Raw genomic sequence first — 24,707 nt, 5'->3', positions numbered from 1 at the left:
CAACGGTGCCGGTTCAGCCACGAATTTCTTGACGCATTGCTCATTGCGCCGCCGTTTAGGGAAGCGCTAGGATCCGCCCAACAAAGGCCGCCCCGGTGGCCGTAGAGGTCCCGGCGGGGGGCGGCACGCCGGCGATTGCCTGACAGTCCGCCGACGGTGTCCGGATGCTGGGGGAAGCATGGCAGCGGTCCCGGAGGCTTCTACGTCACGTTGCGTGCTCTGGTTTGGCGAGCCGTTGGCGAACGAGCGCAGTGCGCTGGCGGCAGCAGGCTGGTATGTGCGCAGCATCCATCCCGATCCCGCCATGGCGATAGGCCTGCGTGGGCGTGATCGATTGCTCGCCGTACTCGATCTGCGCCATCTCGATGCGGCGTCGCTGCAGCTGCTGGAACCGTGGATCGAGCAGCACCAGCATCTGCCCTGGCTGGCGGTACTGCCACCGGGCGCCGGACCCACATCGCCGGCCTGGCTGCCGTTGCTGCAGCGATGTGGCGCGCGCTTCACGCTGCCGTTCGGCCTTCAGGACCTGGTCTGCGCAATGCGCCAGCAGTTCGATGCGGATGATCCGCCTGTCGATGCAACCTGCAGTGGGTATGGACCGCATGCACTGATTGGCGAAAGCGCTGCGCTGCATGCGGTGCGCACGGTGCTGCACAAGTTCGCGCCGGTGGAACTGCCGGTGCTGGTCACCGGCGAAACCGGTACAGGCAAGGAACTGGCTGCACATGCGCTGCATGCGCTGTCGGGGCGCGCCGGCAGGCCTTTCATTGCGGTGAACTGTGGTGCGATTCCGGCCAGCCTGGTGCAGTCGGAGCTGTTCGGCCACGAACGTGGCTCGTTCACCGGTGCCGACAAGCGGCAGATCGGTGTGTTCGAATCCGCCCATGGCGGTACGGTGTTTCTTGATGAGGTAGGCGATCTGCCGGCAGAAGCGCAGACCAGCCTGCTGCGCGTGCTGCAGGAGGGGACCTTCGAGCGCGTGGGCAGCAGCCAGCCGCTGCGCGCGGACGTGCGAGTACTTGCCGCGACCCACGTCGAACTGGAACACGCGGTGGCGCAGGGGCGGTTCCGCAGCGATCTCTACTACCGCCTGAATGTGCTGCGCCTGCTGATGCCGCCGCTGCGCGAGCGAGGTGCCGACGTGCAGCTGCTGGCCGAGCACTTCCTGCGCTGCTTCCGGTTGCGCCACAGCGTGCGTGCACGCGGCTTTGCACCGGCCGCAGTACAGGCCATGCGGCGCTTCGACTGGCCCGGCAACGTACGCGAACTGCTGAACCGTGTGCAGCGCGCAGCGATCATGGCCGAAGGCGAGCTGATCAGTGAGCGTGACCTGGAGCTGGGCGCATTGGCAGCGGTCCTGCCCGCGGCGATGCTGCACGACGCGCGCGGCCAGGCCGAGCGCGATGTACTACTGCAGACCCTGCGCCAGACCGGCTACAACGTCTCCGAGTGCGCGCGGCAGATGCAGATATCGCGGGTCACGGTGTATCGGCTGTGCCGCAAGCACCGGCTGGAGCTGCCTGCGCAGCGCTGATCAGCCGGCCGCGAGGTGCTTGAACAGGCGCAACGGCTTGCCCGCGACGCGCTCGATCACGCCCTTGGCTTCCAGGTCCAGCTGCACGGCCTTCAACCACCAGCCGGCGGTGGCACCTGCCGGGAACAGGGCGGCGGGCAGATGTGGCAGCAGTGCCTGTTTTGCCTGCGCAACGGTCAGGCCGGGCGGTTGCGAAGGCAGGGCTCGCAGCAAAGCATGGCGCATGGCGAGGTACTTGGCGCGATCCACGCGCTGGATGTGCCCGGGCGTGGTGATGCTCTCGATCTCGATCCGCTCGGGCTCAGACATGGGAATCTCCCGCGACTTCGATGCGCGGGCTGCGGAAGCCCATGGCGATCCACGCCTTCATCAGGCGGGCGTAGAACCGCAGCGAGTGGGTCTTCAGGTTCGGCACATCGTCCGGAAGGACAGACGGGTCAGGAAGATCACTGACCATCGTCCGCATCTCCACGGCGGGTCTTGCCGACGCCGGCCACAACAGGCCATGCAGGCTCAGCCAATGGCCACCGCTGAACTCCAGGAACAGCGGCGTATTGCAGCAGCCGGCCAGCACGCGGCGGCTGCCGCCCCTGCTGGACAATCGCAAGGCACGCAGCATGGCATGCCCGGCATCGATGCTGACGCGATCCTTGCGGTGCATTACGAAGAGCGTCTGGCCGTGCGGGCCCAGCACGTCCGGTGCGCGGGGCAGCGACTGCAGCATGGCGCCGGCCTTGCGGCAGCTGTCGCAGCAGCATTCGACGGTGGCAATGGGTTGGCCCGTGGCGGTCAGGCGTACCTGGCCGCACGCGCATGCAAGCGACTGATGGGAGGGCATCTGCATTTTCTCCTGGGGCATTCATCCTCTCGACGAACCAGCGCGCTGGAAATCGACACCACCTGCCCTCAAGGTCGCGACATCTGGTAGCGGATGCGGTACAGGTCCAACCCTGCACCGTCTGCGCGCCGCGCCGAATAGGTCAAGGTGCCGGGTTGCGAGCCATCCAGCATCGCGCCGTAGCTGTCGCCGGAGGCCTCGTTCAAGGGCGAGGGCAATGCAAGGCCCGCGTCATAACGGCCTCCACGCGCGTAGGCAATGAACTGGCGCACCGGTGCACTGCCGAAGTCCTGGGCGCGGGCAAACACCACCGTTCGGCCGTCGCCCAGGAAGGTGGCATCGAACTCCTGCGCTGCGGTATTGAGGTCTCCCGCCAGCGGCCGTGCCAGCTGCGCCACGCCGCCGATCATCGTGGCGCTGTAGAGGTCATGGCCGCCGGCACCGCCCGCACGATCGCTGGAGAACAACAGCGTACGACCGTCCGGCGAGAGCATCGGCGCGAATTCATCGGCCGCGCTGTTCACTGCCGGGCCAAGATTGACCGGCTCCCCGAATCGACCGTCGCTTCCCATGCTGACCCGATACAGATCGTCGCCGCCCTGGCCGCCTGCGCGATCCGAACAGAAATACACCACGCGGCCATCGGCGGAAAAGGCGGGATCGAAGTCGCGCCCCGGCGTGTTGAACGGCACCGGCATCGCCGGCCGCCAGCGCTGCCCATCGTTGCGCGAGATCCAGATGTCATACGCACCCGGACCGCCGGGCCGGTTGCGGCTGAACCACAGTGCGGTTTTTCCGTCCGGGCTCAAGGTCAGTCGAATCTCGTCGTACTGCGTGGATGCAACGTCCGGGGCAAAGCGTTCGGCCGGGCCGACGATCTGCAGCACCCTTGATGGAGACGCGGCAGGCGACGCAGCAACCAGCAGCATCACGGCCAGCTGCGCCTTCATGCCTGTCGCTCGAAGTCGCTGACCCAGTTGGTTTCCCAGCTGCGCCCACCATCGGCCGAGGCCGCCTGTTCCCAGCGCGCCGAACGCGGCGTGATGCGTGACCAGATCACCCGCGTCTGGATGGATCGACCGTCGTGCTGGTCTTCGCCGAAGAAGCGGCCGACACCGGCCTGGAAACCACCGCGCAGTGGCGCGCCGATCCGGGTCGGCTCCCGGCCATCCAGCCACCAGCTCAGCCAGTGCTGCTCCGCCGCATTCCAGGCGCGGATGCCCATGCCGCGCAGCGGTGCTGCAGGCACGTCCATCACGTTGTCACCCACGTTGCCGAATCCTCCCAGGACCGGCCAGTTGTGCAGGGTGCCGTTGAACGCGTCCCACGCATCGCTGCCTGCCAGCCGAGCGCGCAGGCGACGATGGCGCACGTTCCAATGGCCCACCAGGAAATCAAAATCGCCCGGTGCATCCGGCAGCTTCGGAAGCGGAGAAGGGATCGCAGCAGTGCGGCGGAACCAGTTGCGCCAGTTCACTTCCCAGTGCGCACCGGCATCGTCGGAGAACGCCTGCTCCCACCACGGCTCCTCGCCGTGGATGTCATGCCAGCGGAACCACACGTCGATGGGGCGTCCGTCGATCCGGTCGGTGCCGCGGAAGCTGCCTGCATCGCCCTCGAAAACGCCACGCACGGGGGCTTCGATACGGGCAGGGTTGCGGCCATCGATCCACCAGATCGACCACATGGAAGACACCGGATCGAATGCACGCACGCCCATGCCCCTGTAAGGGCCCGAAGGCAGCGCCATGACGTTGTCATCGATGGTGCCGAGTCCGCCCAGGGTGAGCCAGACCGCACTGGAACCGGTGAAGGACTCCCAACGGGTATCGCCGACCAGGCGCTCCTTCAGGCGTCGGTGCCGGACCTGCCAGTTGCCCTGCAACCATGTCCAATCTTTGCTGTGGCTGGGCAGGGCCCACCCGGAGGGCAGGGCAGTGGACGCCGCCGAGGCGGCCAGGGTGGCCAGGAACTGCCGTCGATCCATGTGCGTGATCCCCTGTCGAAAGTGCCTCCATCGTTGCGGACAGGAGGGGGATTGACCACGCAGATATCGGGGCTCAGGCTAAGTCACACTTATGGTCACCCAACGCCAGCTGCCATCGCTTGCCGCCATCCGTGCCTTCGAGGCGGCGGCGCGGCTGGGCAGCTTCGCGCGTGCCGCCGAGGAGCTCGACACCAGTGCGGCATCGGTGAGCTACCACGTGCGGCGGCTGGAGGCCCAGACCGGCACCTGCCTGTTCCTGCGCCATGCACAGCACGTAGAACTGACGGCGACGGGGGCCAGCGTCGCGCAGGAGGCCACCCGGGCATTCGATGCACTGCGCGCCAGCTTCATGCGCGCCGCAGACATGGATGCGGCGCGACTGCGCCTGTCTGTACTGCCCACGCTGGGCACCAGTTGGCTGACGCCGCGGCTGGGCACGTTCCGCGCCCGCCACCGGCAGTTCGTGCTGGAGCTGGACCTGTCGGCAGCGCCGCAGGATCTGGCCGCCGGTCACTTCGATGCGGCCATCCGCAATGGCCAGGGCGAATGGCCAGGTCTTCAGGCAACTCCTTTGTTTCCCAGCGTGTTCACACCGTTGTGTGCGCCGGCGCTGCTGCCAGCGGCCCGTGGGCTGGGCAGCAGCGCGCTGGAAATTCCCCTGCTCGGGCGGCCGGACTGGTGGGCCCTGTGGTTTGCCGCGCACGGGGACCTTCCACCGCCGGCACCGGAGAGTTTCGTCGCGCCCTTTGCCGTCGAGCATCTGGATGTCGGCGCCGCGATCGCAGGGCAGGGCATCGCCATTGGTTCGCCGATCCTGTTCCAGGCCGAGCTGGACAGCGGGCGTTTGGTGCAGGCGCATCCGGGGGTGGCCTGCGACGGTCGCAGCTTCTGGTTCGTGGCACCCACGGCGCGAGGTGGCAGTGCCAAGGTCATTGCATTCCGTGACTGGCTGGTCGAGCAGGCCGCCCAGGCGCGGCATGCAGCCCGCCATTACCTGGCCCGGGCGGTAATGCCATGAGCCAGAGCCCCGAACTGCTCCGGCGCCTGCTGCGCGCCAAGGACCGGATGGATCGGGCCAGCCATGAGGAATGGCCCGTCGCGCGCCTGGCTGAGGTCAGTGCGGTGTCGCCGGCGCACTTCGCCCGCTCGTTCAAGCAGGCCTTCGGGCTGCCGCCGCACCGTTATCTGCTCAGCCGCCGCATCGAACGAGCGGTGGCGCTGCTGCGTGATACCGATCTGGCGGTGACCGAAATCGCCGCGCAGACCGGGTGGCGCAGCCTGGGCACCTTTGGCCGCATCTTCCGTGACATCACCGGTGACAGCCCGGGCAATGTGCGCGAGCCTGAGCGTGCAGCCCAGGCGGCGTCGGCCAGTGTGCCGGAATGCCACGCACGCGCCGCGCAGCGCCCCCGCCTGGACACATCCGTGCTGGAACAACGTCGCCGTCGCGCGCCGGCGGTGGCACTCGCCGTGGAGCGTCAGGCCGGCACGGCAGGAGCGGTACGAGGACTGCCGGCATCGGCTTCAGGGTCACTCGCGGCGAGCACACCTTCAAGACCAGAAACGTCGGTGTCCAGGAGGCAGGTCGCAAACATCAGGAAGCGGTAGGCGTCGGCAAAATTCGAACCGAGCCCAAATGAAATCCTGACCGCGCCACAATCTCCCTTGTCCAGGATCTTCTCATCGAAGGCGGTGCAGTCGAGGATCTTCCCGGTCTTGTCCAGTTCGCAGTGCTCGGCACCCGCAGTTGCATAGGTTGCCTGCTGGACAGCTCCGAGGTTGCAGAAGCATCCGTTGCGCAGGGTGATGCCGAAGCGGTCGGCGAGGTGCTTGACGCGGGCATGCGGCACGATCGAGCCATAGCAGTCGAAAAAGTTGAGCATCACCGTCGCTCCTTTTCGCTGTGCCGGCGGGCCGTACACGCGGCAAAGTGGTGTGTCGCCGCGCACGGTATGGCGAAGCGCGGCAAGACGCACCTCGATCCACCGGGCCAGTGCAGTGGAGTGCAGCGCGAGGGCTTCGGCGCCGCCCATCCGTGCCACGAAGGCAAAGCCCCGGGCGATCGCCGGGAACGCGGCGTAGTTGGGTGTTCCCACCTCAAAACGTTGCCCGGCATCGCGATACAGCAGCCGCTCGGTGGGCGACCAGGGGCCTGAGTAGTAGCAGACTCCGCCACCGGCAAAGGACGGTGGCCTGAGCAGTTGCAGCGACGAGCGGCGGGCAAGCAGGCAGCCTGCGCCGGTGGGGTAGCCGAAGATCTTGTAGAACGAGGCCACCACAAAATCCGGTTGAAGGGTGCCGCAATCCAGCCGCGCCTGCGGGACCAGTGCGGCTGCATCGCACAGCACCATCGCACCGTGCGCCTGCGCGCGGGCGATCCAAGCGAGGTCATGCCGCGCGCCGGTCGCGTTGGACTGGGCGGGAAAGGCCAGCAGGTGTGGGGCGCCGTCGCCCAGCCGCTGCAGCGCACGCCGCATCAGGTCGTCGTGCAGCAGCAGATCGTCGTCCAGAGGGATGTACTTCACCGAGGCGCCCTTGGCCCTGGCGTATTCGCGCAGTCCATGCACCGACGTGTGATTGTCCTTGGTCAACAGCAGCTGCGTGCACGGTTGGAACGGAAACGATTCCGCCACAAGCCGGATCGCGCTACTGGCGTTCGCAGTGAATATCACTTCGTACTCGTCCGGAGAGCAGTCAAAGAAGGCGTAGATGGCATCCCGCGCCTCCTGGTATGCCGCCTGCGAGGCCTTCGATCCGCTATGCGGATTTCCCAGGATTGCGTGCTTCAACGCCTGCAGGTCCTGTTCGAGCAGGCTTTCGGGTGGCAGGGTTCCGCCTACATGATCCAGATACGTGACGTGCTGCTCGTCCAGCCGTGCGTACTCCTCGTTGCGCATCTTCTCTACCGATGCGTCGGGGAAGCCGGGATACTCAGCCAGGAACTCCGCCTTGGCAGCGGTGAATGCAGCGAGCCCCTGTGCCTCCTGCACGGAGATTGCGCACTCGACGCCCGCGCTGGACGCGCGATGGGTCAGCTGCTGGCAGCGCACCAGCGGCGAGAAGTCGGGCGACGCGATGTCCACCGTCGTGCCCGCATTGGCGGGATCGGCCTGGCCGCGCAGCAACCATGCCTCCACCCGGTAGCATTGGTCAGGCACGTCCTTGCCGAACTGCGCCAGCATCAGGTCCAGGTAGTGCTCACGGGTGCGGGTGTCGCACTGGTTGAACTCTTCGAGCAGGATGCAGGCATTGAACAGGAACTCGCGCGCACCGGCTGCGTCGAGCGAGAACGACAGGGGATGCAGCCCAGCAGGCACGTCGTTGGCCCGGGACAGCCCTTCGATCGCGAAGGCGCGGGTGATCGGCGACGGGTCGGTCAGGCTCAGCGCCGCGTCCATCAACCGGGAAGACATGCCGAAATGCAGCTGCGATTGCTGGCGGGTGAGTTCGAAGAGCTGGTTGTAGTGGAACATCGTCGCGTAGACACGCCCCCCCGGCCGCAGCACGCGCCGGAACTCCCTGGCCACGCGCGCCTTGTCGGGCGGGAACATCAGGCCGAAGCCGCAGACAATCACATCGAAGCTGTTGTCATCGAATGGAAGCTCTGCCATGTCCACGTCGGCCAACAACGGAACGTTCTGCTGGATCTCGGGGTTCAGGACACGTCGGGCCATGTCCACCGCAATCTGCGAGAGATCGCTGGCCACCAGCCGCAAGCCCCGTGGCCGCGCAAGATCCTCATACAGGCTGGCGGTGATCACCCCGGTGCCGCATGCCACTTCCAGCACGTCCTTGACCGCGAACCCTGCATCGATGTCGCTGGCGATTTCCCCGGCCAGCAGCATCCCGTAAGGCTGGAAAATGCGAGGGCTCAATATCCGCTCATAGAATTCCATGAAGGTACTGAGCGACCAGCGGCTGTCGGACACAACTTTGCATTGGCGTTGCGTTACGTCCTGCATGATGCGCTCCCTGTCGGCGTGATGGTGCCGATGAATCCCGGTCCGCGCGGTTATCGCATGCGCCCTCAGGCGCGTGCGTGATTGGCATCACATTAAGTTGACTTAATGCCGGGGCGGATTATCCGCCGTCGCGGAACTGCGTATTCATCCGCTTTTGGGGAGGGCCATGTACTTTTGATTCCTTCACGTTCGCCGTCCCAGCCATTGGCGCAGTTTTGGAGAAGCAGAACCGCCTCGTCGGGGCGTAACGTAGGCGCACTTGAGAGGAGGTGCTGCATGTCAGATATGGTGAACACGGTCGGCCTGTATGTGCGCGACCAGGATGAGGCGCTGGCGTTCTACGTCGGCAAGCTCGGTTTCGAAGTGCATACCGACGTGCGCAATGGCAGCTACCGCTGGCTGACGGTACGCAGCCCAGGCCAGGACGGTTTCCAGCTGGGCCTGTTCGTGCCGGGTCCGCCCACCCACGATGCGGCCACCGCGCTTTCGCTGCAGCAGCTGGTGGCCAAAGGCGCAATGCCGCCCCTGGTGCTGGCTGTGGATGACTGCCAGGCGCGTTACACGCAGTGGTTGGCACAGGGCGTGGAATTCACCCAGGAGCCGATCGAGCGCTTTGGCGCCGTCGACGCCGGATTCCGCGATCCATCGGGCAATGGCTGGAAGATGATCGAAGCCCGTTCCGAAGCGAGGCGCCGGCAATGAGCTGCGGTGGCTGGGCACGGCCCGTGCATCGTTGGACCTCGATCGTGTTCACCCTGGCGGTGATCGCCAACTTCGTGGTGCGCGGGCTGGGGCAGGGCGAGCCTGCGGCGTGGATCACCTATTCGCCGCTGCCGCCGTTGTTCCTGCAGCTGTTCACCGGGTTGTACCTGTTTGCGCTGCACTACAGCGGCAGGTGCCGCAGCGCCGGGCAGGGCGCTGCGGGTTGACGCCGGGTCAGGCGGCAGCGTCGGCGGTGTAGGCCGCCAGCAGTGCGGGAAGATCTTCCATGCGCTGGAAGATCACCTGGGCACCGGCCGCGCGCAGAGCCTCGGGCGTGCTGTGGTGCGGGCCGCCCTCGCTGAAGCCGAACACGGTGGCACCTGCGGCCACACCGGCGGTCGCACCGGTCACGGTGTCTTCAATGACCGCGCAGCGCTTCGGATCCACACCCAGCGCGGCAGCGGCCGCCAGGTAGACGTCCGGGTGCGGCTTGGTGTTCGGCATGTCCTGGCCGCTGTAGACGTGGTCGCCGAAGGCATCGAGGATGCCGACCTTGCCCAGCTGCAGTTTCACCTTTAGCAGATCGGCGCCGGAGGCGCAGGCGATCCGCCCACCGGTGGCCGCAGCGATCGCACGCACGGCCTCGGGTGCCCCCTGGATCGCTTCCAGGTCACGTTCCAGTGCCTGGTTGCGCTGCTGGCGGAACTCCTCCAGCCATTCCTCGGTGAACGGCTTGCCGGTGCGCTCTGCGATCAGCCCTGCCAGATGGGCCACGGACTGCCCGAGGAAGACTTCACCCGCCTGCGCCGGGGTCAGCGGCCAGCCGCGTGCGGTCAGCATTTCCGAGAGAACGCGGGCGACCAGCGGCTCGGAATCGACGAGTACGCCGTCGCAGTCGAACAGCACGGCATCGAAGGGGAAACGGGACATCTACAGCTCCAGGGGGCAATGCGGTGGTGCAATTGCCCGCCATTTTCCCACAGCCATCCTTGCGTGGCACCCGGACCGGGTGCCACCCATTCCCGGCCGGCCGGTCAGCCCAGGTCACACCCCGCCGGCTGCGGCCAGGTGCTGGCCGGCAGCTTGTTCTTCAGCGAGGCCGGTGCGTTGATCGCGACGTAGCTCGCACCCAGCAGCTCCTCCAGATCGGCGATGGTCACCAGATAGCTGTCGAGGCTGCCCAGATTGGCTTCGTTGGGAATGATCCAGCTGATCGCCTTGGCGGTGCCGGTGTTCGGGTCACGGGTGATGATGGTCTTCCAGAAGAACTCCGGCGTCGGGATGCCGTGGCTGGAAAGGAAGTAGTCGTTGGAGGCGTCGCCGTAGACCACGCCACCATAGACATCCACCGGCGCGATGTCGCGGTAGCACTCGGCCACGTTCTCTGCCTTCACCCAGATGCCCTGGTTGAAGCTGGACACCTGCGGAACGATGTTGGTCATGTAGTTGGCGCGGCGGATGTAGGTCGCGTTGTAGTCCATGTGATTGGACGTGACGAGATGGCCACGGTCGTAGCCGGACTTGATGCTGGCGTAGGAGGCGGTGCTGGTCTGGCCGAGGCAGCCTGCCGGCAGGTCCGGATCCTTGTAGAAGCTGGACGGGCGCGCGGCCGAGCCGGTGTCGGCGGTGAGCGTGTACTCGTAGCGGGTGGCGCTGTGGATGCTGCAGTCGTAGGTGAGCACGAAGCCGCCCTTGTTGAGGGTGACGACCTGGGCCTGGGCAGCGCCAGCGAAGGCACTGAGGACGAACGCGAAGAAGAGGCTTGCAAGGCGCATTGCGGTTCTCCAGCAGAAGTTCAGGGCGCAGCCGTCCGCCACGACCGGGCCGAGGCGAGGTCATGGGGGACGTTGCGGAGACGGGTGCTACGGATTGCGGTGAGACGTGACCGCGATGACAGGGCCGTGGAGGCCGTGCGGTGTCGTAAGCGTCACAAGCTGTCGTCTTTCGGTCAACGATGAAAAGACGAAGCTGTGACAGCGCGCAAGCACTGGAGATGTGTCAAATGGAGCAGGACGTGGCTGAAACGCTCGCGTGCTAGAGCATCGCGATGCCTGCGGGTGTTGTCAGGGGGTCGCCTTCAACACGTAATCGCCGTTGCGTGTTCCCGGCACCAGTAACCATCCTGGTTTCAGACTCAGCGACCATCCTGGACCCTGTAGCGGCGGGTGGGCAGTTGCGGGTGCCTGCACGAACACGGCCTTCCAGTCGCTCTGCATCAACGCTCCGTCGGTGACGTCCAGGCTGCCCCAGGTGTCGGTCAGCCGCATCGTTGGATATACCGTGCCACGGCCCGGCAACGACTGCATCGTGTTGGGATTGAACTGGATGCGCATGCTGCGCAGATCCAGCCGCACGACCGGGCCTGTCACGAAGCGCGCACGGTTGTGTTCCAGCTGCGCAATGCGCTGCCGTTCGCGCAGCATTTCGGCTTCGCGCAGTGCCCGTCCGCCGTAGCGCGCAGCAGCGGCCCGCAGCTCGGTCGCACCCCGCTGCATCGGGGTCCGGGTCACTTCGGCCAGATGCGTGCCGAGGTCCCGGGCGGGGTGGGTGAGATGGTTGCGCCAGCCGGGGGCCGCCTGGTCCAACAGCAGGCCATAGGCCGGACCGGTGGCATAGGCGAAAGAGCGGACGAAACTGCGATCGGCAACGTGCGCGCGAAGGTCATGCAGCGCCGCCTGGATACGTGTGGAGCGCGTTGGGTTGCCGACGAACACGCCGGTGTACTCGGCCAGGCCCTCGTTCAATTCCAGCGCCGCTTCTTCCTGCGCTGCCGCAGGGAACTGGCGGTGGCGCTCGGCGCGGAATGCGAGTGCGTCGTTCACCGCAGTGTGCTGCGCCATTGCATCGGTGGCCGTGAGCGCATCCGCAAGCGCGCGCCATTCCAGCTGCAGCCAGTAGCGTCCTTCAAGTGTGTCGAGGTGCTCGTTGCCGCCTTCGGTCGGCGCGGTGATGGGCAACGCCGGTTGCAACCGATGGAACATTTCGTGAGCCAGCAGCGTACTGCGCCTGGACACGTCCTGCGGCAATGGCCAGAGCAGTTGCGTCCAGCGTATGCCGGACCATTCCACGGCGGTGTTGGCAACGATCGCATCGGGCGGAAGCTGGCCCACGAACACCTCGCCACGCACCTTCAACGCGCCGTGTACATCCGCATGCGAGGCGGTGACCTGGCGGCTCTTCGGATCGACCAGCATCATCGGCCCGCACAGGGATTGCCCCCACAGCTGGCCGCCATCGACCTGGCACAGATGCCGTGCTTCGATGAAGATTCCGCGCGCGTCGGCGTCTGCGATCGGTGATTCAGCGGACCATGCCGGTCCTGCTGCACAGGCAACACCGGCAATCAGTGCAGTGCGGAAAATATCCATGGCATCCGTGCGTTGATGGGCGCAGGCAGTCATAGCACTGGACACCGTTGCCCTTCAACGACGGGCAACGAACGCGTTGCCGCTTCGGCGGCCGGGGCCATGGCTACGCCATGCAGGCGCGCATCCATACTTTCGCGTACTGATCTCTGTCTTGCCGCTGTCACGAAAAACTGTGCGCCGCGTCAAATTTTGAGGTAGTGTCGATTCTGCTGCCGGGGCGCAGCGGGGTGCAAGGCGTCGGGGACTACGCGCCGCACCCGCAATTGAAGCACCAGACATCACAGCGCCGGCGTTGACGCCGGCCTGCATCTCGGGCTTTCAATGAAAAGGGGGTATTCGATGCGCAATGCATGGATCAAACGAAGCAAATGGGTTGCACTGACCCTGGTGGCGGGTGCCGCACTGGCCGCCGCTGCCGTGGGCATACGCAGTACCGGTGCCCAGTCAAAGACCGGCAATCCCTCGGTGGACGCGCGCGCCGGCAATCCGTCCGGGCCTGCGGCACGCGGTCCGGGTAGCGGCTTCGCCGAGCTCTCCAACCGCTATATCGTGGTCTACCGCGAGGAGCCGCTGGCCACCTACAAGGGCGACATCCAGGGCCTCGCGGCACCGGAACGCATGCGCCCATCCGCCAGCGCGGCGCGTGCAGCGGCAGCCACCGGCAATGCGCCGACACCGCGCATCGCTGTAAAGGGGGCACGCTCGCAGGACTATGTGCGCTTCCTCGCTGACCGCCAGGTACAGCACGAGGCCCGCATCAATGCAGCATTGGGTCGCAGCGTAAAGGTCGAACGGCGCATGCAGCATGCGATCAACGCATCGGTGCTGCAGATGAATCCGCAGGAAGCGGAGCGCGTGCGCGCACTTCCCGATGTGCAGCTGGTTGAAGAGTACAGGGAGTATGAGCAGGACACCGACGTCGGACCGGGGTTGATCGGCGCACCTGCGCTGTGGAACGGCACACCTGCGCCGTTCCGTGGCGAAGGTGTGGTGGTCGGCGTCATCGACTCGGGCATCAACTTCGGCAGCCCGGCCTTCACCGCCCGCGCCGAAGATGGTTACGAGCACGTCAATCCGCTGGGCGCAGGCAACTACCTCGGCACCTGCGCGCCGGGCGGCATCGACGAAGGTCGCTGCAACAGCAAGCTGATCGGCGGCTACGACTTCGTCTGCGGTGCGCCGGGCAACCAGTGTGGCGTTGCGGACGTACGCGAGGAGCCTGGATTTGGTGACACCAACGGTCATGGCAGCCATACCGCTTCCACCGCCGCCGGCAACCCGCACACTGCGTCCTACCGTGGCAACCAGATCCACATTTCCGGTGTTGCGCCGCGCGCCAACATCATCGCCTACGACGCCTGCTACACCGAGGTCTCCACCGGGCGCGGCTTCTGCCCGAACACCTCGACGCTGGCAGCGGTCAACCAGGCCCTCGCCGATGGCGTGGTCGACGTCATCAATTACTCCATTGCCGGTGGCACCGCGCCGTGGGGAGAGGCGGTCTCGCTGGCGTTCCTCAACGCATCCGATGCCGGCATCTACGTGGCCACTTCGGCCGGCAACTCCGGCCCAGGTCCGAACACGATGGGCCATCTGGAACCCTGGACCGGCAGCACTGCGGCGGCCACGCATGGCCGCGGCGACATCGTGCTGTTCGCTGCGGTCAGCGGCCCCGGCAGCGTGCCGCCGGCGCTCACTGCCATCCTGCTGACCGAAGGCTCGGGCGGCGTGCCGTTCGCAACGCCGATTCCTGCAACCACGCCGCTGCGTGTCAGTGCAGGCATCGACAGTGCCAACGATGGGTGCGCGCCGTTCCCGGCCAATACCTTCCAGGGCGCCGTTGCGGTGATCCGCCGTGGCTCGTGCAACTTCAGCGACAAGGTCAACAACGCCGCTGCAGCGGGTGCGATCGCCGTGCTGATCGGCAACAACCAGCCGGTCCCCATCCTGCCCAACGTGGCCGGGGCGACCATTCCCGCCTTCGCCATCGACCAGTCGGACGCCAATGCACTGCGGACCTTTGCGTCGAGCGTTGGCAACAACGCAACCGCCGGCATTGCCTATCCGGCCAGCAAGATCAGCAATACGCCGGATGTGCTGGGCGACTTCAGTTCGCGCGGCCCGGCCGGGATCTTTGATCTGGTCAAGCCGGACGTGACCGCCCCGGGTGTACGTGTGCTGGCCGTGATCGCAGGCAATGAGGTGACCGGCTCGGAGAACGCCGTCGGCCTGATGGACGGCACCTCGATGGCATCACCACATCACGCCGGTGCCGCCGCGCTCCTGCGCCAGGCGCGTCCTGACTGGACCGTGCAGGAGACACGCTCGGCGTTGATGATGACCGCGCGGCAGGAGGTGCTGAAGGAAGATGGCGTCACACCGGCCGACGCATTCGCGATGGGCGCTGGACGCATCCAGGTGGACCAGGCACTGCGCGCAGGGCTGGTGCTCAACGAGACCAAGACCAACTTCCTGGCCGCCAATCCAGCCAATGGGGGTGAAGTGTCGTCGCTCAACATCGCCAGCCTCGGCAAGCGCAGCTGCGCGGACAGCTGCAGCTTCACCCGCGTGTTCCGCAATGTGCTGCCGACCCGGCAGACGTGGACGGCGAAGGTGCAGGGCCTGACCGCGGTTGTCTCGCCATCGGTGTTTACCCTGGCGCCGGGTGAAAGCAAGTCGGTGCGGGTCATCGTCACCACCGGTTCGGTACCGAACGATGGCAGCTGGCGCTTTGCCAGGCTCACCCTCTCACCGCAGGGCGGTGATACCAGCCAGCCGCTGCTGCGCCTGCCGATCGCCGTGTCGGTGCCGCCGCCGCAGATCGCCGCCACGCCGCCGACGAACTCGCTGACCCTGCCGGCCGGTGGCAGTGGAACGGTGAACCTGCAGATCGCCAATACCGGCGGCTCACCGCTGGAATGGCAGATCGACAATTCCGGAGTGGGCACCCGCATGCTGGTAGCGCAGGCGCCAAACAACGCCAATGGCCGTCGCTCGACGCGCTTCACCGATGCGGCGACAGTGGGTGCACGTGCACAGCTTGGTGCCGATGACTTCACTCTGGGCGAGGCCACCGGCATTACCCGCATCGTCGCTGACGGCTTCGTCAACGGTGGCTCGCTGGCAACTTCGACCAACATCAACTGGTCGATCTACCGGGATGTTGGCGGCAATCCGGAGGGCAATCCGGAATCGAGCCCCCAGCTGGCGCTGTGGAGCTACACCTCCACCGTCAGCGGTCCGGGCGTAAGAACGTCGGCCACGCTTGCCACCATCAACCTTGACCTGGCCGCTGCAGGCCAGAACGTGAACCTGCCGGCAGGCCGCTACTGGCTGGTGGTCTCGGTGCGCGCGCCGCTGGCTACCAGCTGGTTCTGGTTCAACGCCACCAGCGGCGACAGCGTGTACCGCAGCGCGATCATCAATCCCGATGGCAGCGGTGCCTGGTCCGCCACCGCCGGCGCGCCTGGGCTGGCCTATGGGCTGGGCGGAAGCAATGCGTGCGGCGCCGGCTGGATCGGCACACCGACCCGTGCCCTGGGCCGCATCTCCGCAGGCGGCAGCCAGAGCACGCAGGTGCAGATCAATGCCAGCGGCCTCGCGCCGGGCAGCTATTCGGGCTTCGTCTGTGTCGGCAGCAATGACCCGAGCACGCCGAAGACTGCTGTCCGTGTCGCCTTGACCGTAACGCCGTAAGGCGCCAGCAGCATCCCGGCCGCCCCTGTGCAGGGGCGGCCGGTTTCCCACCGTTTCCGGCGCTTGCCGGGAACCCTTCCTGATGGACCTCGGGGGTACCGTGAAGACGATGCACAAGCACATCCTTGCCGTGGCACTGGCCATGGCAACCGCACCGGCGTGGGCCGGTGATACCTGCCAGCTGGACGATGGCTTCGGCGGCGTGTCCAACGGTGGCGCCAGCGCCGGTGGTGCCGCCTCGCTGGCGTGCGGCAGTGGTGCCGATGCCAGCGGTGATCTATCGGCGGCCGTCGGAACCGGCGCCAGTGCCAGCGGCACCGGCAGTACGGCGATCGGCGCAGCCAGCAGCGCCTCCGGCGACCAGAGCGCCGCCGTGGGCGTAGGTGCTTCCGCCTCCGGCGCCAACAGTGCGGCGATCGGCGACAGCGCCACCGCCAGTGGTGACTTCAGCAGTGCCAGTGGCTCGGGCAGCTCCGCAACGGGCTCGTTCTCCACCGCGTCAGGCGCTGGCAGCAACGCCACGGGCGAAAACAGCACCGCGCTCGGCAGCTTGTCCGAAGCCAGTGGCAACAACAGCAGTGCCGTGGGCAATGGTGCCATCGCTTCTGCAAACGACAGCGTTGCACTGGGCAATGGCTCCGTCGCCGACCGTGCCAACTCGGTATCGGTAGGCAGCGCCGGCAACGAACGCCAGTTGACCAACGTGGCCGCCGCCACGCAGGGCACCGATGCGGTGAACCTCAATCAGATGAATACCGCCAACGCCAATACGCTGACTTCGGCCAACAGCTATGCCGATGCGCGGGCCACGGCGACCATCAACTCCGTCAACGCCTACACCGACGCGAGCAGCGCCGCGGCAGTGACGACCTCAAAGGCCTATACCGATGCCAGTAGCGCAACCACGCTCTCCTCGGCCAACTCCTATACCGATACGAAGTCCGCGCAGGCGGTGACGACGGCCAATGCCTACACCGACCAGCGCCTGGCGCAGTTCGCGCTGGACAACAACGGGCTGAAGCAGGAGATGGAACGCCGCCTGCGTCATCAGGACCAGCGGATCGACCGCATGGGCGCGATGAGCTCGGCGATGTTGAACATGGCCATCAACGCCGCCGGCTCACAGAGCCCGCGCGGTCGCATTGCGGTGGGTGCCGGCTTCCAGGGTGGCGAGCAGGCGCTGTCGATCGGATACGGTAAACGGATCGGCGAGCGTGCTTCCTTCTCGCTGGGTGGTGCCTTCAGCAATGGCGAGAGGTCTGCCGGCATGGGCTTCGGCGTAGACCTGTAAGGCAATGCAGGGCAGGGGGCGTGCAGCGCCCCCTGTTCAGCCAACAAGCGCTGCGAGCGTGCAGCAAACGTCATGCTGCGTCGCAAGGTGCCACTCACCATTCGCACTGGTACGGTCCAACCCGTTGCACCACCACCGACGGGGAGAGACGACGATGCGCAAGGTATTGCTGCTGTTGATCCTGCTGACCGGCCTGGCGCCCACTGCCTGGGCCGCGACGGTCAAGACCACCCATCGCACCATTGCCGGCTGGGATGGAACGCCTCTCGGGGCCTTCGTCATCGAACCGCAGGATGCGGGCGGCGGGCGCTATCCGCTGCTGGTGATGCCCAGCAGCTGGGCGGTGCCCAGCGTGGAGTACGTGGGGGTGGCGCAGTCGCTGGCACAGCGCGGCTATGTGGTGATCAGCTACAGCTCGCGTGGCTTCTGGGAATCCGGCGGCAGCATCGACATCGCCGGGCCCTCCACGGTGGAGGATGTCAGCGCGCTGATCGACTGGGCGCTGGACAACACCCGCGCTGACCCGGACCGGATCGGCGTTTCGGGCATCTCCTACGGTGCGGGCACGAGCCTGCTGGCGGCGGCACGCGATCCGCGCATCAAGGCCGTGGCCGCGCTCAGTGGCTGGGCCGATCTGCAGGCGTCGCTGTACAGCAACGACACCCCGAGCGCGCAGGGCATCGCACTGCTGGTTGCGGCCGGCCTGGTGACCGGACGCCCTGGCGCGGAGCTGGCCACGATCAACCGCAATGTTCTGGCGGGCAACTACCAGGGCGCGGTGGATTCGCTGTTGCCGGTGGCGGCGCAGCGCAGTCCCGCGGCCAGCATCGACGAGATCAACGCCAACCAGCCGGCGGTGTTCCTGGCCAACGCCTTCAACGACAGCCTGTTCCCGCCGGGCCAGCTGGTTGATTTCTTCAACCGGCTGAAAGGCCCGAAGCAGCTGCAGCTGCGCCACGGTGACCACGCGCTCAACGAAGCGCTCGGTGCACTGGGCATTCCCAACGAAGTCTATGACCAGGTGGGTGACTGGTTCGATCACTATCTGAAGGCAGTGGCCAACGGCATCGACCGCCAGCCGGCGGTGCAGCTGAAGTCACAGAAGGGCAGCTGGAGCAGTTACCCGGACTGGCAGGCGACCAGCAAGGGTGCGGTCAGCTACGGCCTGACCGCACCCTCTGGTTTGCTGCTGCCGACCGGCGGCCTGGCCGAGCACGGTGGCGGCACCGGCTGGAACTACCGCATCGGCAGCGGTTTGCTGACTGCGGCCAATTCCGGCGTGGCGATGGCCTCCGGCGCGCTGCAGATGATCAACCTGCCGCCGGGTGCCTACGTACCGTTTGTTGGCCGCAGTGCCGCCGGTGTCTGGCAGGGGCCGATCCAGTGGAGCGCCAAACGCCTGGACGGTGCGCCGGAAGTGCGCCTGACGGTCACGCCCAGCCGTGCCAACACCACGCTGTACGCCTACCTGTACGCCGAGGATGTGCTGGGCAATGGTCAGTTGATCAGCCACAAGCCGTACACCTTGCGCGGTGCCACGCCGGGCCAGGCGAAAACGCTCGACCTGCGGCTGGAAGCGAGCAGCTGGAACCTTCCAGCCGGCAGCCGCCTGACCTTGGTGGTCGATACCGTGGACCTGCGCTATGCGGGCATCAGCCAGCTGGGTGGGGCGGTGACCTTCACCTCGCCAGCCAATGCGCCGTCGGTGCTGAAAGTGCCGCTGCATTGATGTGCGGCCGCGCCCGTTGCGGCGGGCGCGGTACACCGGGCCGGAAAACTGCGAGACTCGTGTTTGTCCCGGCAAACGGATGAATCCATGGTCATTGCATGGCTGCTGCTCGGTGCGGTGCTCGCGGCACCCACCGCGAAAGGTGCGCCGATCGATTGGCCGGACACGCTGTTGAAGGATCTGGACGCTGCCGACGCCGCCCTGCGTGGCAGTCATCCGGGCGCAGTGGATCTGCGGAATCCCGGGTTCGGCGCGCAGCTCGACGAGGCCCAGGCGCTTGCACGTTCGCGTGCAGGTCGGGTCACCAACTACCAGGGCTACTGGTGGGCGATGAAAGGCTATGCGGCGTTCTTCAACGATGGGCATGTCAGCCTCAACGCGCTTGCCGACGCTCCCGATGTTCCAACGCAGTGGCCCGGGTTCCTGACCGGTTTCGACGGCGATGCGCAGTTGGTCATGACCGTGGATGGTGGCCATGGCCATCCGCCACTTGGGGCGCGATTGCTGTCCTGTGATGGCATCGATGCACAGACGCTGGCTGCGCGCCGGATCGGGGACTTCAGCGGGCGCTGGAACCTGCAGGCCAGCCGCATCCACGGCGGTGGCGAAGTGCTGCTGGATCAGGGCAATCCGTTCGTGCCCACGCTGCGCACCTGCGTTTTCCAGGTGGATGGACACGAAAAATCCTACGCACTGCAGTGGCAGCCACTGCAGGCGGCACAGCGCAAGGAGCGTCTGGCCGACACCCGGCGCAGCTTCCGCCCGGCGAACGGCTGGCGCATCATGCCCGATGGCGGCTACTGGATCACCACCAGCAGCTTCAATGCCGACCCCACGGAGCAGAACTTCAAGGAACTGACCGCCCTGCTTGAGCAGCTTGCTCCGAAAGCCGAAGCACTGCAGCAGGCACCGTCGGTGGTGCTGGACGTGCGTGGCAACAGCGGCGGAGCTTCGCAATGGAGCATCGAACTGGCGCGATTGATCTGGGGCCGGGCCGCCGTGGACGTGCTGCCCGACCCCAGCTGGGTGGAGTGGCGGACCTCCGAGGCCAACATCGCCCAGTTGCGCAGCTTCCTGCAGAAGCTGGTGCAGGCGCCCGACGCGTCGCCAGAGCTGCGTCGCATGCTGGAGTCGGTGACGGCGGGCATGGCACAGGCACGCGGCCGGGGTGAGGCGTTGTGGCGCGAGCCGTCCGAGGCCAGCGCAGATACAGCACCAACCTCAGGCCCGGCCGCACCGCTGCGCAAGGGCAGGGTGGTGATCGTGGCTGATGCCGCCTGTGGTTCGGCCTGCCTGGATGCGCTGGACCTGTGGAAGCGGTTGGGCGCGGTGCAGGTGGGCGTCGAGACATCGGCCGACAGTCTCTACATGGACGTGCGGCCAGAGCGGCTGCCAAGCGGGCTGGCCAGGATTTCAGTGCCGATGAAGGTGTTCCGGGGGCGGGTGCGTGGTTCGAACGAACCGCACGTGCCCGAGCATCGCTATACCGGCGACATGCGGGACACCGCAGCACTTGAGGCGTGGATCTCCGGACGATGATCCCGTCCTGGTGGCGTACCGGTGAAGCAGTTCCGGCACATTAAACCTTTCCACCGGCAGCTGCATCCAACCCGCAATGAGCCCGGCAACCGCTGCTGCAGCTCTACTGAACGAAGGAGCCCTCGGATGTGCGAACTGCCTCGTACTGCGCTTCAATGCGCGATGTTGATCATGCTGGTGCCTTTCGCAGCAGGTGCTGCGGTCACCGAAGTACCCTTCGAGCTGGGCAAGGATCACCGGATCTACGTGGAGGGTACGATCAACGGCTCGCGACCACTGCGCTTTCTCGTCGATACAGGCGCGTCGGCCATGGCCGTTGCCAGGCACATCCAGCAGGACGCGAAGCTGGTCATTGACGACCAGAGTGAGAACACCGGTTCCGATGGCGTCACGCTTCTCGACTACAGCACGCACAACGCCGTGCAAATCGGCGGCGTGCAGCGACCGATGGGGGCCGTGGTGATCGACTACACGGGGCGCCCCTTCGATGCAGTACTGGGCTGGACCTTCTTCCAGGGCAAGGTGCTGGAGATCGACTACGACCGCAGCCTGCTGCGCGTGCACGACGATGTTCCCGACCTTGCGGGGTATATCCGGGCCAACGTGCGCTGGATCGACAATATCCCAGCCATCCAGGTCACGCTCGGCAACGGCAGCAGCACTTTCGCACCCTGGCTTACCCTGGACACCGGCAGCAACGGCAACATCGACCTGTCCTACGCCTTCGGCAGCGCCCACCGCCTGCAGGAAGCGTTTCCGGAACGACTTGGAACATCACAGTTCAGCGGCAGCGCGGGCCGGAAGATCCGCGCGGTGGATGTGCGTGTGCCCGAGGCCAGCATTTCGACCCTGCAACTGAAAGGGCAGAAAGCCTCGATCACTGTCGATGATGAAGGCTCCACGGGCGACGGCACGCTTGGCAGCGAAGTACTGCAGCAGTTCAATATCCTGCTGGATGCCCGTTCCGGCAGCATCTATCTGCGCCCCAATCGTCGCTTCGTCACCGCGCCGGCGGAGTGATCACGCGCGCTCAGCGCCGGACATCCGCGCCTGCATTGCCCAGCAGAGCCAGCACCTGCGCCTCCGCTACCGGGCTGAAGTCGCCGGGAATGGCGTGCTTCAACGCGCCCGCGGCCAGTCCGAAGCGCACGGTGCTTTCTGCGTCTAGCCCGGACAGCAATCCGTGCAGGATGCCGGCGGCAAAGGCATCGCCACCGCCGACGCGATCAACGATGCCGGGCAGCGGCCTCGGAGCGGCCTGCGCGCGGGTTCCATCGCGCCCCAGCAGCAGCGCGCCGAGCACGTGATGGTCGGCGCTGATCACCTCGCGCTGGGTGCAGGCCAGCCACCGCAGGTGCGGGAACGCGGAAAAGGCAGCGGCCGCAGCGTCCTCGGTTCGGGCGACCGCATCGTCCTGCGGGAAGTGCAGCCCCAGCACCAGTTCGATGTCCCGATGATCGGCAAAGACAATGTCGGCCTCGGCGAAGACCTCGCGCAGGATCGCCGCTGCGTCGCCATCCCAGCGTCGCCACAGTGAGGGACGATAATTGCCGTCGAAGGACACCTGGACGCCGGCCGCGCGAGCCGCACGGATGGCACCCAGCACCGACTCGGCCACGTTGGCGCCCAGCGCCGGACTCACGCCCGAGACATGCAACAGGTGCGCGCCGGACAGCAGGGCGGGCCACGCATGGTCACTGGCATTGCTGTTTGCGAATGCAGAACCGGCCCGGTCATACACCACTTCACTGGCGCGCTGCACCGCACCGGTCGCCAGGAAGTACAGGCCCATGCGGTCACCCGCCACTTCACGCACGGCGGCCACGCCCACGCCATGCCGCCGCAGCTCGGCCACGGCATGCCGGCCTAGCGCGTTGCCGGGCACAGTGCTGGCCATCTGCACATCGTGGCCCAGGCTGGCCAGCGAGACCGCCACATTGGCCTCGGCACCTCCCACATGAACCTGCAGCTGCGGCGTCTGCAGCAGCAGTTCACGACCGGGCGCGCCCAGGCGCAGCAGCAACTCACCGAAACAAACGACGTGGCTCATCGGTTCTCTCTCACTCGGGGGTAGTGCAGCCCAGCATGCGCAGATCGATGGCATCGGCCATGCGCCGGTAGCCTTCGTCGTTGGGGTGCAGATGGTCGCGGGTGATCTCGTTGGGCAGCGATTCGGCTGCCTTCGGGTCACGCAGCACGGCATCGAAATCGATGATGCCATCGAAGCCGCTGTTGCCGCCGCGTGCCCACTGGTTGATCGTGGTGCGGGTGGCGGCGGACACGGGCTCGTAGCGCTCGGAACCGCCGAACGGGGTCAACGTACCCAGCCAAGCGCGGATGCCGTGCGCATGCAGCCGCGCCGCGACCTGTTGATAGCCCAGCAGCATGTCCGCCGCACTGCGTCCAGGCAGCGGCTGCGCGCCACCGCCGTGGCGGATGTCATTGATGCCTTCGAACAGGATCACCTGATCGGCATCGGCCACGGCGATCACATCGCGATCCAATCGAGACAGCGCACTGTGGCTGCGGCCATGGTCAAGCAGTTTGTTGCCGCTGATGCCCTGGTTGAGTACCACGAACCGGTTCGGGCAGGCCTGCTGCAGGCGCTGCGCCAATCGCTCCGGCCACTGGTTGAAGGTGCCGCGACGTGCGGTGGCGCCTTCCGTGATGGAATCGCCCAGCGCCACGATTACCTGGGGACGATCATCACGCTGCACCATCACTGCCGAGAACACGTTCTGCTGGTAGCTCAGCCGCACGCTGTCGGCGACGGCTGTCTGCCTGCCATCTGCGACCCGCAGCTCGGTGCGGCGCACGGCGGGGCGGGTGGGCTGCGGGAAATAGGCACTCACGCTGATCTCCTGCAGCGCTGCCACCGGCATCCGCACCGGGTCGCTCAGCAGCGCGGCTCCGACCGGCACCTCGATGACCGCGCGGCCATCCACCGTTACCGGCAGCGGTGCGGCCTTGCCGTTCTTCACTCCCACGCGCAGGTCCTCGACCCGCAGCGGCGCCGTGCCGAGCTCGTTGCTGATGCGCAGCCGCAGCGCATCGCCACGGCTGCCGACACGCATGTCCTGGCGCACGGTCTGCGCGGCGAACTGAACCGGCGCATCGGACGTTCCGTCCTTGCGGTCGGGCGCGGGCGCGGCCGTCCAGGCAGTGACCCACACGGGTGCGGCCCACGCAGCGGGCGCCGTCATGGCGGAGCAGAGCGTCAATGAAAACAGAAGTGTCCAGCGCTGCATGGGCAGGATTCCAGTCAGGAGAAGTAGGTGCCGCCGTTGACGTCCAGATTCGCACCGGTGATGAACGCCGCCGCATCCGAGGCCAGGAATACAGCAGCGTCAGCGGCTTCGTCCGGCGCACCCTGGCGGCGCAGCGGGGTGGCGCCGGCAACGGCCGTGCGCACTTCCGGCTTGGTGAACTCGTCGTGGAAGCGGGTGGCGATCATGCCGCAGCACAGTGCGTTCACCCGGATACCCTTCGGCCCCAGCTCCTTGGCCATGGCGCGGGTGAAGGTCATCACCGCCGCCTTGGCGGTGGCGTAGATCGATGCGCCTGGGCCGCCGCCATCACGACCGGCCTGCGAGGCGAAATTGACGATGGCCGCGCCTTCGCGCATGTGCGGCACCACCGCGTGCGTGGTGAGATAGGTTGAGGTGATGTTGAGGTCCATCACCGTGTGGAAGAACGCCGGGTCGATCTCGGCCAGCGGGCGACGCTGCACCATGCCACCGGCCACGTTCACCAGCAGGTCGATGCGCTCACCGAACGCGGTCTGTGCTGCAGCGACCAGGCCGGCAACGGCAGCGGCATCGGTGACGTCGGCGCGATGCACGATGGCCTGGCCACCGGCCGCCTGGATCTGCGCCAGCGTTTCCTGGGCACTGGCTTCATCATTGGCGTAGTTGATGCAGACGCGTGCACCGGCGGCAGCCAGTTTGATCGAAACGGCGCGACCGATATCGCGGCCACCGCCGGTGACAATGGCCACCTTGTCCTGGAACGACATGCGGAAAACTCCTTGGTTTGCGGGGGAATGGATGTACTTGGAAAAG

General features: G+C 66.5%; 20 protein-coding genes and 1 pseudogene. 10 read left to right on the top strand and 11 right to left on the bottom strand.

Translation table 11 applies throughout. The annotated features are described in order from the left end of the window. The first annotated feature begins 178 nt into the window (after positions 1–178). Positions 179–1,534: a sigma-54 dependent transcriptional regulator gene (locus G370_RS0106005; RefSeq protein ID WP_019659777.1), complete on the top strand. Its 1,356-nt coding sequence runs from the start codon at positions 179–181 to the stop codon at positions 1,532–1,534. On the opposite strand, the gene G370_RS0106000 is transcribed toward G370_RS0106005, so the two are convergent. The 4 genes from G370_RS0106000 to G370_RS0105985 form a co-directional block, all read right to left on the bottom strand. Further along, the gene (locus G370_RS0106000; RefSeq protein WP_019659776.1) at positions 1,535–1,843 is read right to left on the bottom strand and encodes a DUF6958 family protein; all 309 of its coding nucleotides are present in this window, start codon (positions 1,841–1,843) and stop codon (positions 1,535–1,537) included. Continuing rightward, the gene (locus G370_RS0105995) at positions 1,836–2,378 is read right to left on the bottom strand and encodes a GFA family protein (RefSeq protein ID WP_019659775.1); all 543 of its coding nucleotides are present in this window, start codon (positions 2,376–2,378) and stop codon (positions 1,836–1,838) included. The genes G370_RS0106000 and G370_RS0105995 overlap by 8 nt, the downstream gene beginning before the upstream one ends. A 62-nt stretch (positions 2,379–2,440) precedes the next feature. Further along, on the bottom strand, positions 2,441–3,322 hold the full coding sequence (locus G370_RS0105990) for a TolB family protein (RefSeq protein WP_019659774.1): 882 nt from the start codon (positions 3,320–3,322) through the stop codon (positions 2,441–2,443). Further along, positions 3,319–4,359: a hypothetical protein gene (locus G370_RS0105985; protein ID WP_019659773.1), complete on the bottom strand. Its 1,041-nt coding sequence runs from the start codon at positions 4,357–4,359 to the stop codon at positions 3,319–3,321. The genes G370_RS0105990 and G370_RS0105985 overlap by 4 nt, the downstream gene beginning before the upstream one ends. A gap of 91 nt (positions 4,360–4,450) precedes the next feature. On the opposite strand from G370_RS0105985, the gene G370_RS0105980 reads away from it, so the two are divergent. Continuing rightward, the gene (locus G370_RS0105980; RefSeq protein WP_019659772.1) at positions 4,451–5,377 is read left to right on the top strand and encodes a LysR substrate-binding domain-containing protein; all 927 of its coding nucleotides are present in this window, start codon (positions 4,451–4,453) and stop codon (positions 5,375–5,377) included. After that, positions 5,374–5,817, top strand: a pseudogene (locus G370_RS1000000122005) (helix-turn-helix domain-containing protein); the annotation flags it as partial. The gene G370_RS0105980 and the pseudogene G370_RS1000000122005, both read left to right, overlap by 4 nt. A 20-nt stretch (positions 5,818–5,837) precedes the next feature. On the opposite strand, the gene G370_RS0105970 reads toward G370_RS1000000122005, so the two are convergent. Then, positions 5,838–8,321 (bottom strand): aminotransferase class V-fold PLP-dependent enzyme, encoded by a 2,484-nt coding sequence (locus G370_RS0105970; RefSeq protein ID WP_245541202.1) that lies wholly within the window; start codon positions 8,319–8,321, stop codon positions 5,838–5,840. A gap of 276 nt (positions 8,322–8,597) precedes the next feature. Here G370_RS0105970 and G370_RS0105965 point away from each other — a divergent pair, with 276 nt between their 5' ends. Together G370_RS0105965 and G370_RS0105960 are read left to right on the top strand one after the other, a co-directional pair. Next, complete coding sequence (locus G370_RS0105965; protein WP_019659769.1) at positions 8,598–9,023, top strand: VOC family protein; 426 nt, start codon at positions 8,598–8,600, stop codon at positions 9,021–9,023. Then, the gene (locus tag G370_RS0105960; RefSeq protein ID WP_019659768.1) at positions 9,020–9,250 is read left to right on the top strand and encodes a hypothetical protein; all 231 of its coding nucleotides are present in this window, start codon (positions 9,020–9,022) and stop codon (positions 9,248–9,250) included. Before G370_RS0105965 ends, G370_RS0105960 begins: the two co-directional genes overlap by 4 nt. 7 nt (positions 9,251–9,257) lie before the next feature. Here the strand turns inward: G370_RS0105960 and G370_RS0105955 are convergent, their stop codons facing one another. The 3 genes from G370_RS0105955 to G370_RS0105945 all read right to left on the bottom strand — a co-directional run bounded on the left by G370_RS0105955 (position 9,258) and on the right by G370_RS0105945 (position 12,391). Further along, positions 9,258–9,953 carry an HAD family hydrolase gene (locus tag G370_RS0105955; RefSeq protein ID WP_019659767.1) on the bottom strand — a complete coding sequence of 232 codons (696 nt, stop codon included), beginning with the start codon at positions 9,951–9,953 and terminating at the stop codon, positions 9,258–9,260. A gap of 104 nt (positions 9,954–10,057) precedes the next feature. Beyond that, positions 10,058–10,798, bottom strand: a complete 741-nt coding sequence (locus tag G370_RS0105950; protein ID WP_019659766.1) for a DNA/RNA non-specific endonuclease — start codon at positions 10,796–10,798, stop codon at positions 10,058–10,060. 288 nt (positions 10,799–11,086) lie between these two features. Then, the gene (locus G370_RS0105945; protein ID WP_019659765.1) at positions 11,087–12,391 is read right to left on the bottom strand and encodes a hypothetical protein; all 1,305 of its coding nucleotides are present in this window, start codon (positions 12,389–12,391) and stop codon (positions 11,087–11,089) included. 339 nt (positions 12,392–12,730) lie between these two features. Between G370_RS0105945 and G370_RS0105940 the strand changes: the two genes are divergently transcribed. The 5 genes from G370_RS0105940 (at position 12,731) to G370_RS0105920 (ending at position 21,666) form a co-directional block, all read left to right on the top strand. After that, the gene (locus tag G370_RS0105940) at positions 12,731–16,087 is read left to right on the top strand and encodes a S8 family serine peptidase (protein WP_019659764.1); all 3,357 of its coding nucleotides are present in this window, start codon (positions 12,731–12,733) and stop codon (positions 16,085–16,087) included. Between the two features lie 109 nt (positions 16,088–16,196). After that, on the top strand, positions 16,197–17,378 hold the full coding sequence (locus G370_RS0105935) for a YadA family autotransporter adhesin (RefSeq protein WP_227199427.1): 1,182 nt from the start codon (positions 16,197–16,199) through the stop codon (positions 17,376–17,378). 154 nt (positions 17,379–17,532) lie between these two features. Further along, entirely contained in the window at positions 17,533–19,107 is a 1,575-nt protein-coding gene (locus tag G370_RS0105930) for a S15 peptidase family protein (protein ID WP_019336523.1), read from the top strand. An 87-nt stretch (positions 19,108–19,194) separates the two neighbouring features. Beyond that, on the top strand, positions 19,195–20,646 hold the full coding sequence (locus tag G370_RS0105925) for a S41 family peptidase (RefSeq protein ID WP_019659763.1): 1,452 nt from the start codon (positions 19,195–19,197) through the stop codon (positions 20,644–20,646). Positions 20,647–20,772: 126 nt separating this feature from the next. Further along, positions 20,773–21,666 (top strand): retropepsin-like aspartic protease, encoded by an 894-nt coding sequence (locus G370_RS0105920; protein ID WP_032955237.1) that lies wholly within the window; start codon positions 20,773–20,775, stop codon positions 21,664–21,666. A 10-nt stretch (positions 21,667–21,676) separates the two neighbouring features. On the opposite strand, the gene G370_RS0105915 is transcribed toward G370_RS0105920, so the two are convergent. Genes G370_RS0105915 through G370_RS0105905 form a run of 3 tightly spaced genes read right to left on the bottom strand, consistent with a single transcriptional unit; the run spans position 21,677 to position 24,661 of the window. Beyond that, a complete protein-coding gene (locus tag G370_RS0105915; RefSeq protein ID WP_019659761.1) occupies positions 21,677–22,696 on the bottom strand; it encodes a sugar kinase in 1,020 nt (339 codons plus the stop codon). Between the two features lie 10 nt (positions 22,697–22,706). Next, complete coding sequence (locus G370_RS0105910) at positions 22,707–23,894, bottom strand: GDSL-type esterase/lipase family protein (protein ID WP_026346994.1); 1,188 nt, start codon at positions 23,892–23,894, stop codon at positions 22,707–22,709. 14 nt (positions 23,895–23,908) lie between these two features. After that, a complete protein-coding gene (locus G370_RS0105905) occupies positions 23,909–24,661 on the bottom strand; it encodes an SDR family NAD(P)-dependent oxidoreductase (protein ID WP_010485596.1) in 753 nt (250 codons plus the stop codon). Positions 24,662–24,707 lie beyond the last annotated feature (46 nt).

The organism is Stenotrophomonas hibiscicola ATCC 19867 (assembly GCF_000382065.1).
Classification (GTDB): domain Bacteria; phylum Pseudomonadota; class Gammaproteobacteria; order Xanthomonadales; family Xanthomonadaceae; genus Stenotrophomonas; species Stenotrophomonas hibiscicola.
This window is presented reverse-complemented; position numbering and strand designations above follow the sequence as displayed.

Coding starts and splice junctions, on each gene's coding strand:
- G370_RS0106005 (WP_019659777.1), top strand. CDS start 179: ATGGCAGCGGTCCCGGAGGCTTCTACGTCACGTTGCGTGCTCTGGTTT.
- G370_RS0106000 (WP_019659776.1), bottom strand. CDS start 1,843: ATGTCTGAGCCCGAGCGGATCGAGATCGAGAGCATCACCACGCCCGGG.
- G370_RS0105995 (WP_019659775.1), bottom strand. CDS start 2,378: ATGCAGATGCCCTCCCATCAGTCGCTTGCATGCGCGTGCGGCCAGGTA.
- G370_RS0105990 (WP_019659774.1), bottom strand. CDS start 3,322: ATGAAGGCGCAGCTGGCCGTGATGCTGCTGGTTGCTGCGTCGCCTGCC.
- G370_RS0105985 (WP_019659773.1), bottom strand. CDS start 4,359: ATGGATCGACGGCAGTTCCTGGCCACCCTGGCCGCCTCGGCGGCGTCC.
- G370_RS0105980 (WP_019659772.1), top strand. CDS start 4,451: ATGGTCACCCAACGCCAGCTGCCATCGCTTGCCGCCATCCGTGCCTTC.
- G370_RS0105970 (WP_245541202.1), bottom strand. CDS start 8,321: ATGCAGGACGTAACGCAACGCCAATGCAAAGTTGTGTCCGACAGCCGC.
- G370_RS0105965 (WP_019659769.1), top strand. CDS start 8,598: ATGTCAGATATGGTGAACACGGTCGGCCTGTATGTGCGCGACCAGGAT.
- G370_RS0105960 (WP_019659768.1), top strand. CDS start 9,020: ATGAGCTGCGGTGGCTGGGCACGGCCCGTGCATCGTTGGACCTCGATC.
- G370_RS0105955 (WP_019659767.1), bottom strand. CDS start 9,953: ATGTCCCGTTTCCCCTTCGATGCCGTGCTGTTCGACTGCGACGGCGTA.
- G370_RS0105950 (WP_019659766.1), bottom strand. CDS start 10,798: ATGCGCCTTGCAAGCCTCTTCTTCGCGTTCGTCCTCAGTGCCTTCGCT.
- G370_RS0105945 (WP_019659765.1), bottom strand. CDS start 12,391: ATGGATATTTTCCGCACTGCACTGATTGCCGGTGTTGCCTGTGCAGCA.
- G370_RS0105940 (WP_019659764.1), top strand. CDS start 12,731: ATGCGCAATGCATGGATCAAACGAAGCAAATGGGTTGCACTGACCCTG.
- G370_RS0105935 (WP_227199427.1), top strand. CDS start 16,197: ATGCACAAGCACATCCTTGCCGTGGCACTGGCCATGGCAACCGCACCG.
- G370_RS0105930 (WP_019336523.1), top strand. CDS start 17,533: ATGCGCAAGGTATTGCTGCTGTTGATCCTGCTGACCGGCCTGGCGCCC.
- G370_RS0105925 (WP_019659763.1), top strand. CDS start 19,195: ATGGTCATTGCATGGCTGCTGCTCGGTGCGGTGCTCGCGGCACCCACC.
- G370_RS0105920 (WP_032955237.1), top strand. CDS start 20,773: ATGTGCGAACTGCCTCGTACTGCGCTTCAATGCGCGATGTTGATCATG.
- G370_RS0105915 (WP_019659761.1), bottom strand. CDS start 22,696: ATGAGCCACGTCGTTTGTTTCGGTGAGTTGCTGCTGCGCCTGGGCGCG.
- G370_RS0105910 (WP_026346994.1), bottom strand. CDS start 23,894: ATGCAGCGCTGGACACTTCTGTTTTCATTGACGCTCTGCTCCGCCATG.
- G370_RS0105905 (WP_010485596.1), bottom strand. CDS start 24,661: ATGTCGTTCCAGGACAAGGTGGCCATTGTCACCGGCGGTGGCCGCGAT.